The sequence below is a fragment of the Phaeovulum molybdatiresistens genome (assembly GCF_023544865.1).
Taxonomy (GTDB): domain Bacteria; phylum Pseudomonadota; class Alphaproteobacteria; order Rhodobacterales; family Rhodobacteraceae; genus Pontitalea.
In genome coordinates, this window is sequence record NZ_JAMJFX010000050.1 from 1 (window position 1) to 9,264 (window position 9,264).

The 9,264-nt window shown below is 51.6% G+C and carries 2 protein-coding genes; both read right to left on the reverse strand.

Annotated elements, in window-relative coordinates:
* Window positions 1–8,213, reverse strand: an 8,213-nt coding sequence (locus MXB90_RS17095; RefSeq protein WP_349665927.1) for a nidogen-like domain-containing protein, incomplete at its 3' end; no start/stop codon positions are given.
* Between the two features lie 96 nt (window positions 8,214–8,309).
* The coding region (locus MXB90_RS17100) for a hypothetical protein (protein WP_462982323.1) at window positions 8,310–9,264 on the reverse strand (955 nt) is incomplete at its 5' end.

Consider the following 9,264-nt stretch of genomic DNA (forward strand, 5'->3'; position numbering starts at 1 on the left):
GTATTGGCCTGCTCTGTAGTACCATCCTCGGTCACGTTCTGGTTAAGTGCACCAACCGTGATCGTGCTCGCTCCAGCGCCGGACAAAACATAGGCTTCAACCGCCGAACTTGCAGTCACAATACCAGCAGTCGTCAGCGTGATCTGGTCCGCACCTCCCCCACCAATGATCCCACCGGTAAACCCGTTATGCTGGGCCGCCGTCATTGTGATCGCGTTCGAGCCAGCATTTAACACAAGACCCTCGATCCCAGTGATCGTGGCGAGGCTCAGGTCAGCAGAGCCTGAAACATCAAAAATAATCCTATCGTTCGTGCCGCTATCCGCGCCTAACATTCCGCCATAAATGGACTCTGCAAGACCATGAATGTCGGCAAGTGCAGCAATTTTAAAGGTATCATTATCATCTCCACCTGCCAGCACGTCAGCACCAGCACCACCGATGATGGTGTCGTTGCCCACGCCGCCTGCGACTCGGTCAACACCACCGCTTGCTGTGATGTTGTCATTGAAACCCGAGCCGGTAATTGTGAAACCCTCAGTCTGATTGCTCAGATCCAAAGTCACTCCTGCACTGGCGACCGACATACTAACGGCACTAATAGTAGTGATGTCACTGTTCTGAGCATTGTTTAGCACAGACGAGGTCGAATAAACGGTAAGGGTTGTAGAAGCTGCATCGTGATCAACGATCGAGTCAGCGTCATTGCCATCTACGGTACCGCGCACAACTGGATCTTCTTTTGTGTCTGCAATATCGACTACAAAATCTTGATCCGCGGTCTTTACTTGAGCGCCATTTGTGGCAGTCACTTGCACAGTGAACGATGCCTCGGCGTCCTTGAAGGCTTCCTTCCAAAGGTTAAGAGAAGCCCCAACCGGGACAGTTACTTGACCAGTGGCAGCATTCAAAGCAAACACATTATGATCATTTGCAAGAAGAGAGAAGCCAGCTGTGCCGCCGTCTAGCCATTGAGATTGCACTTCAATGTCATATACATCAACGGCACCTGCGTAAGCCCCACCATTGTCGACGTCATCAATAGACCCTGAGACTTGGATCTCGCCACCCTCCACACTCCAAACCCAAACACCATTAGTGTCCACGTTTGTAGAGCTATTTGCTACATCGCGTAGAGTCTGCCCATCATTAACCAACCCATAATTGAAGGAGTCTCCCGCGGTCCACCCTGCGGTTGGATTGGTCTGATCATGCGAGCCAATATCCTCGTATCTAATCTCAATACCGAAATCCTGGCTAGTTGTATCAGCTGGCGCCAAATCGTGGATAATAATCTGCATCGAAGTACCTGCACCTACAGGATCCAGGTAATCGCGAGCCCAACCATAAAAATCAACGTTATCCCACGTGAAAATCACTTTCCGGCTCGTGACAACATTGTTTCCATCTGTAAGAACCTCAATATGATAGTAGGCACCACCACTACCTGTTGAGTTACCGGTATACTCATACGGGCCTGTCCCATCGCCAGCTGTTCCGTCAACACGTCGTAACCCCGAAGAAATATATAAATCATCGAACGATGCTGCAATCATCGGCGAACGAGTGAAACCAGGAATACCGCTCGGCGTATAGGAGCTATAACCAGATCCAAAAGTAACGTAACCATTGCTACCCATATACAAATCAGAATACGCGGTCCCATACATATCAATGCCGTTTGCAAACGCATCTCTAATATCCACATGTTTAAAGAAATCATCACCAGTACCAATTGACGTACCGAAGTTCCCAGCAGCTAGGTCTTGCGGTTGATACAACCTATTAGCATTATTGTCCCAGAACGCAGTTCCTGAACCGCCACCACCTGTTGGCGTCAAAAGAAGATCGCCGGCCACCGGGCTATTAGTTGGCGGAGTCCGGGAAATCGTAAAACTGTTTCCAAGCGTTACTGTATCCAATACACCTGCATCTTCGAGTTTTATTAGCTGGTCATCCTGATTACCAGTATTTGCACCAGCGTAATACACATATAGATCACCCGCATGCTCGAAAGTTGCGAGAGTATTTGCGGCATCAAGAAGATTGTCTGACTGGATCAAACCAATTTTGTCCTCAAGTGTTGCGACTGCTGCTTTCCAAACAGTTACTTTACCACCCGCGCCAGTAGTAACATGCGAGCCGTCGGAACTCACGGCGGTTTGCTCAGCCCCCTCAAAATCCAACACGTCGTCATTATAGTCAGTGATTGTGGTAATGGTATTTGCTACAACATCACCGGAACCGTCAAAACTCATGTTCGCGATCAACGAATTATCATCAAGGAACTCAACCCGATCATAATTCACGTTAAGCCCGTTGGTTGGATCAATCCAATCCGATCCAGTCGTGATTAGATCCGCGGTGGTACCGCCTACTATAATCCTCTGCGCACCAACACCTGCGTTGACCACATCTCGCGACGACGACAAAGAGAGATCAATGACTTGGAACGAAGCTGTGTTAGCGCCAATATTCCCGGCCGTTGATATGGTAAGCGTATCCGAAACGTCTGAACCACTAACCACAAGGTTTCCAGTACCGAACGCAATCGTAACGCCCTGATCGGCAGTATTATCGGCCAAATCTACAGTAAGCGTCCCGCCCAGGGTAGAAGCGTCGAGATCACCCACGAGGTTGTTAACGACGAAATTTGTGGTCACGCCAGTGTCGGCGATCGTCAGCGTCGTGTTGTTCGCCAAGAGATTTGCGTCAACGGTTGTAGCGGTGGTGTCAGTTCGCGTGACACTTGTCGCGCCTGAGCCAGTACGGACCGTCGTGATGCCGGCCTGCATCGCCTCCGCCCCAAGAATGGCCGAGGAAGCGCCCGTCAGTACGAGCGTCTCAACCGACAGGACATTGGTAAAGTCGGCATCCTCGATGGTCAGATCTGCAACGGTGATCTCGATCGTGTCGCTGCCCTCACCACCCGTAACCGTAGTATCGGCTGCGAGCTCATCCCCGCTTGCGAAGCGCAACGTGTCGTTACCGTTCCCGCCATCGATCGCGTCAGCACCACTGCCGCCAACAATCGTATCGTCTCCGGCTCCTCCGTTGATCGTATCGTTCCCGGCGCCGCCATCTACGATGTCATTGCCACCGTCGAGGTTGATTGTATCAGCAATCGTTGTACCTGTGACGTTCTCCGCTGTATTACCAGCGGCGGATGTAATTGCGACAACATCCGTACCATCATCGAACGCTTCAGCACCGGAACCGGCGCCCAAAGCTGCAAACGTCAGGTTCGAGAAATCGACCGTGCTCCCACCCGCAACTGAGATCGTCAGAGTGGTGTTGCCATCATTATCACTTTCATTGATGGCGATTGTGTTACCCGTCAGCTGAGAGCCTGTGAAGGTCGAGTTTGTTTGACCCTCAAGAACGATCTGCTCAATGCCCTCGTCTGCGCCGGCCCCTTCCAGATCCGCCGAGCCGTTCACAGTCAGCCCGCTAAAGTCTACGCCAGCGGTTGCAACAATCCGGTCAGTTCCACCATTTGTTGCCTCGACGATATTATCTGTACTGACCTGCGCGGTTGCGGCGTAAACAAATACGTCGTTACCGAGTCCACCGGTCAATACATCTGCGCCATCGCCACCAGTAATAGTGTCGTTATCAGAACCGCCGCTAACATTATCATCGCCTGAGCCACCAGTGATGCTATCAGCACCTGTTGAACCCGTCAGCGTCAAATCGACTGCACCATTTATTTGGCTCGACGCATTGATCGTGTTTGTACCAGCAGCATTGGTATCAGCGGCAAGCGTGACCGTACGGATATCGGCAGTCGAGAATGCATCGGCATGGAGCGTGATCGATATATTTCCGGTGTTGTCTCCACCAGCTGCAAGCGTTTCAACTTCATTTGCTCTTGCAAACGAGTCGGTAACGGCAATCGTATATGCCGTTGCCTGATCAATCTTTATGGTATCGACGTTATTGCCCCCGGTGATCGAGTCTACCAAACTGCCGCCAGAGAACAGGTCTCCAACTGTCGCATAAACAAAAACGTCATTCCCATCGCTGCCGTCAAGAGTATCCGCACCACTACCACCAATGATAGAGTCGTCACCAGTGTGGCCATCGATGACATCGTTTCCGGCAAAACCATAGATGGTATCATTACCCTGGCCACCAGTCAGATTGTTGCCAGCGTCTGAGTCATAAAAGGTAAAGCCCTCCGACTGCTGCGAAAGGTTCAACGTCATTGGATCAGCAGCATCATTTGTGGTCTGGATAACCTCCAGATTCACAATTTGGCCATCGACCATACCATTCAAGGCCGCACTTTCATCAGAAATCACGAGCGTATCGGTACCACGTCCGCCGTTTAGGGTCGCAGTTCCGCCTCCTACCGTGAAATCATACTGAAGACTCATTGTCTCGAAGCCGGAGTCAGCGTTAGTGACTTCGACGTAGTAGCTCACCTTCTCATCACGCAGGAAGAACGTCTGATCGCCACCGTTAGGCACGGAGAAGGTAACGTTCGCAGGTATGGTGGTTCCACCACCATTGTTAACCGCCGAGGCTATGCTGAATTGCGTATCGCTTATGCGCGTCACAGAGTACGCTGTGTTAGCAGAATAAAGGAAGTTTGCTGCGTTAAAAGTGGATGTAAATGTAATGCTGTCACCAGACAACATTCCATGGTCTGCCATTGTGACCGTGAGAGTACCCACACCCGCAGCTATATCTGCTAGAGCCACTGTCACTGGAGCCGAAACAGGTGTGAAACTAAAGCTTGTGTTAACTTGCTTAGTTGTATTGGCGTTGTTTGCCGCGGCGAATGTGAACTGGTTCGCATTAGCCGCACCAGACACAATCCACGTGCCGTTGAAATCAATACCACCATCCGAGGTCGCACCAGTAATAGTAATTGAGTCACCCACGGAAAGCCCATGGTCCGTGTAATTAACAGTCACGGTCGCACTACCATTTATGATCGACAAGAACGACGCGTTACCTTGCGCATCCTCATATCGATTGTCCGCGCCGGAATCGAATGTCACCACCCCATCCGGCGCCTGCGTCAGCGATGTCCCAAGTGCTCTGGTGTCATACAGTGTAAAACTAGAGCCATTTGCGCTCACAGAAACTTGGTCCCCACCGGTCAAGGGGTCCGCGTCGAGACGCTCAACACCATCATAGACAGAGATCGTGCTTCCCGCACTGATATTTCCAGGAGTACCAAAGCCCACGGCACCGCCTGCTGCAGCACCTGCTGTGACGCCACCAGCTCCGGTCGCAGAAGTAAATTTGTTCGCCGTGAAAGTGAAGGTATTCGCGTCAATTACGGTGATCTGATAGGCGCCGTTAAAATCGATGCCATTCTCAGCCACCGAACCAGTGATCTGAACCCAGTCACCGGTTGTGCGACCATGGCCAGTGTAATTGGTGGTAACTGTCGCGCTGCCGGCTGTTGTGGTAAAAGGATCCGTTTGATCCCCGAGTGACTTGAAAAACTGACCCTCGACAACAAAACGGCCACCACCATCGAGGACTACCGCCGTTCCATGATCAATTACTGCGTCATCGCCAGCGTCAGCAAAATCTCCATCGTTATTCTTATCGTAGCCTACATTTGTAATGCTGGGCGTATAGATGACAATTGGCGCCAAGGTGCCGTAGTTGTAAACATCAAGAGTCCCATCATAAATTGCAAAGTCTTCGGCGAACAGTTTGCCGTTGATCTCAGCAACCTTTACCGCTTCACCCGCTGTCACAATTGCGTCGCGCGAGTAGACCCAGTAAATGAAGGTTTCTTCGTCCGAATGAACGGCCATGAACTGGTTGATCGCTTGATTAGCGTTCAAGGAAGTGAATTGAACTGCCGGAGTGTAACCATCACCAGCGTCAGCACTTTCAAAAAAGTCGATGAAACTCTTGTTATCGATGTTCGCACTGCCATCGACCGCCACAGAGGTGTCGACATTGTTTTGAGCGGTCAATACGGTCAGGAAATTACCAGAGATAATGCCAGAATATGTCGCGTGTTGGTGTGGCGTCGTCCAGCCAAGCGAGCCGGCGACAGCTCCTGCGCCCAAGGCAATGCCTGAAGCCATCAGCGGATAACCGGCAGCAGCAAATAGACCAGTTGCTACGAGCGCTGTCCCCGCAGCGAACATGCCAGCCCCAATGATGCCCGTTGAAGTATCAGCGTAGTTATCGGACCCATCAACAAATCCGGGCCCGTTAGTGTGCTGCACGTTTGAAGGCAAAGCACCGCTGGGGCCATAGAACGTGTCATGCAAGAAGTTGATTTCTGGGTTGTATGCAACGGCAGCTGTATAAGTCTGACCACCCGCAACGTTTGACCCAGACAGAGTAACATCCGCACCGGTCAGATTGTTTGCCGCCTCAGTCCCCCGAATGAACGTACCACTGATCGCCTCGAGGACCTTTTTGTTCAGATAGACCTTGTCACCAGCATCGAAACCCGCAGCAAAAACACGTCCCGCATAGGTGTCATAAAAAACACGGTCATTTCCATCTCCGGCGCCAACAGCGCCTGCGATTACGACATTATCACCATCATTACCGTAAAGCCAGTCCAAGCCATCGCTACCAATAATAGTATCATCGTTACCAAGACCACGGACAACAATCTTGCCTTCGTTGATAACTTTATCACCACTGAGATCGATTTTCTCCGGATCATCTTCGATGATATCTGGATTATAGGCAACAGCCGCGCCGTCAGGGGTTCCCAAGCCATCGATTACTGCGGTACCGTTCGCAAGAACGCGCAGCGAGTCTACACCGGCAGTCCAATCCTGAATACGATCAGTAGCAACTCTAGTTGCCAAATCAGATGACTCATCAGTTGTCGTAGGCGTGTTGGCGCGGAACAATCCACCTGTGCGCGATGTGTCTGCCGGTGCAGCTCCATCAAAACGCCCAGAGAAGTCGGTCGTCATGATGTTGTCGCCATCAACACCATTGCTAATGTTGCCAACACCAAAGAAGTCGCCACCATTGCCACCTGTAACAATGTTACCCTGCAGACCTCCATCACCACCTACTTCTATCGTGGTGTAAGTACTTGCACCACCAAACAGGTAGTCTACGTCGCTTCCGCCAGTTAAGTCATCATTGCCGCCGAAACCATACATCGCGGTGCCAAGAACCGGGGTAGCACCCTGCCCAGTACCTTGGTTGGTTGCATAAGCATTCAAGCTGGTCGTGTTGTAGGTATTCGCGTTCGTATTCCCCGCGGAAGTTCCCAAATAGACCTCGTTGAAGCGGTTGTAGAGACCGGAGTCATTATCGCGAACATATAGACGAAGATGGCCGTCAATCTCGGTTGCCTCTTCGTCGACAATCAGATGGTGGTTTCCGTTCGAGGTAATGTGATCGCGAGAGGCCGACTGCGTACCGTCAATCGCATCGCCAGCGAAGGTTTCAACAATGGCCGTACCGACGTGCAAGTTTTGGCTTGCGTAGTTAACGCTCTTGAAACTGGCTGCGATGAAGCGGTCGGTATAGGTATCAACTGCGGCATTACTTAAATCGATATTATCGAAGCTCCCGCGATCCCCGGTGTCGCCGAGATCCTGACCTGGACGGAACAAATCACCGCCGACACGATTGCGCGCAGCGGCATAGATTTCATCGACTTCGCCGTAGTTAAGACGCCCATTGGTGTTACCCCAAGTCGTGCCACCATCTTCGATTTGAACCTTGTAACCCGAATACAGACTGTAGAGGTCCATTTCACCGTCTGCACGGCGCACAACGGCCCAATACTGCGTCCCAGCAGCGTCAGGCTGATCAATGAGCCGAACTTGGTCCCAACCAGACCCTGTAAACAAACTCGAGTCACGAGTCGCACCGGTATAAAACAGTTCGTGATTGCCGACGTTCACCTTAACCGAATTAAACGATCCATCCGTGGTGAAACCTGTCTTTCCAACCACTTCAAGATCAACCGTTTTAGTGGCCAGAGCATCAAGATGCTCCACACCACGAACGTTCAATACGAATGATCCATTTTCTGCCAGAGTGAGGCGGTCTTCGTTCCGAGCCAGCGGCTGCACGACGTGCAACCCCATGTCAACAAAACCAACCTGCTGAGGCGCGTAGTTTGGGAGTGTCTCAAATGTCCAATGGTTGTTGATCCGTTCGCCTGGCCCAGTCACCTCGAGCCATGGAGACCGAAGCGTATCGTTACCAGTGATATTGAACTTATTTGGACCAACGTTCCAGACAGGCATTTTGCTCGCTCCGCGTACTTATTGTTGACTTAGGGAGCCCCCGTTAAGGGGACTCCCAGATCATTTTAAAGGTAAAGCAACGCCACCTTCACATGCTTAGATGAAGTTCTGAGATGTGAGGGTGTCAGCACCAATACTGTCGATGAAGCCGATCAACTCCACCGTATCGGTATCGTAGCCGTTGGTCGCACCGTTGGTATCAGCGAAGTCAAAGCCGTCGCCTTCTGTTGCGGTCGCGGCATAGATCCAGGCGTTCGAGTCGGGATCGGTGCCATCGTAGATCACGACATAGTAGTTACCATCCTGAACTCCATTCAGCTGATCCAGCATAGTCGCAACCGCACCGAGGTTGGTCCCATCGTTGATCTGGAAGGTACTCTGGATCTCGATCACCGAGTTGACGGCCAAGCCCGACAAATTGTTCGTGGTCAAGCTGACATTGTCCGCAAAACCACCAACGAGAACATCGGTCGAACCGTTCAAGTAGGTGATCTTATCGCCAGCGTTTCCAGCACCGAAACCGTTGATCGTCACGTAGTTTGTTCCAGCAGATCCATCCCACAGAGCAATAGTACCATTCAAGGTCGTGGCGTTGGAGTCAGCGGGTGAACCACCACCGTCCCAATCTATAAGCCGAGCCCCAAGTCCCTGATTGGTGGTAGCCCCAGTATTACCAATTGCCGTGTTCTGGATAAGAACGATATCAGTACCACCCGATGTGAGATCGATCGTGAGTGCATCACGAGTAGCATCAGTTGCATTGGTCACGATCGTGTCGTTCGCGCTGCCACTGACAACACTTGTGTTGCCCGCAACCTGGGTAAAGGTGCTGCCACCAGCGTCCGCGAGGACGTAGGTTTCGATCTGCGATCGTCCGGTTACCGCACCCGTATCGCTCAGCGTTAACGTATTATCCCCCGATGCGGTTGTAACAAGAGCATTCTGCGCAATCGTCATCGTCGCATTCAGGTTGCTCGCCAAGGTGATGTTCTCGACAGATGTCAAAACAGAACCACTGATGTCAGAGCTCGCACCCGTCACAGCCAGTGTA